Here is a 605-nt window from a genome sequence, read left to right on the forward strand (position 1 = left end):
TCCAAATACCCTCAGGGGTTGAATGGCCGGGCAAGGCCCGGCCAGAGGGGGCGGAACGCCCCCCGCGCCCGCCGGATCAGGGCAGCAGGACAAAGCCCGCGCCCGTGTCTTCCCAGATGCCGTCCTCGTAGGTCAGGCGGATCGGGCGGTCGGACAGGGCGATGACCTCGGCCGTGATCGCGCGCCCGTCGACCCAGGTGCCCGCCGCCAGCACCCGCGCGCCGGGGCCGGACAGGCGAAAGGTCAGGGGCTGGTTCTCGTCCGGGCCCATCATCGCCGACAGCTCGCGCAGCGCCGCATCGAAGGCGGCAAAGCCGGGGGCGGGTTCCAGCTGCACCCGCAGCGCGCCGTCAAGCCCCAGGTCCGAGACCGCGAGGAACCAGGGCGGCCCTGTGTCCGGCGCGGCGGGGGCCAGCGCGACCCGGCCCTCGAGCCGGATGCGCCAGTCGTCGGGGCCCATCCGCAGGTCGACCGCGGCGCCGGGGAAATGCGTCTCGATCGCGCGGGCCAGCCCCTCGACCGTGGCGCGCTTCTCGCTGTCGAAGGTCACGCTGTCCTCGCCCAGCTCGGCCTCGAAGGGGACCTCGACCGCCGTGCCCCGCGCC

At 74.7% G+C, this 605-nt stretch carries 1 protein-coding gene; it reads right to left on the minus strand.

Annotation, left to right across the window (positions count from 1 at the left end; translation table 11 throughout):
* Window positions 1-76: 76 nt before the first annotated feature.
* On the minus strand, window positions 77-605 hold a 529-nt coding region (locus ACLD7X_RS17900; RefSeq protein WP_411425040.1), incomplete at its 5' end, for a hypothetical protein.

This window comes from Aphanothece microscopica RSMan92 (assembly GCF_046613545.2).
Lineage (GTDB): Bacteria > Cyanobacteriota > Cyanobacteriia > PCC-6307 > Cyanobiaceae > NIES-981.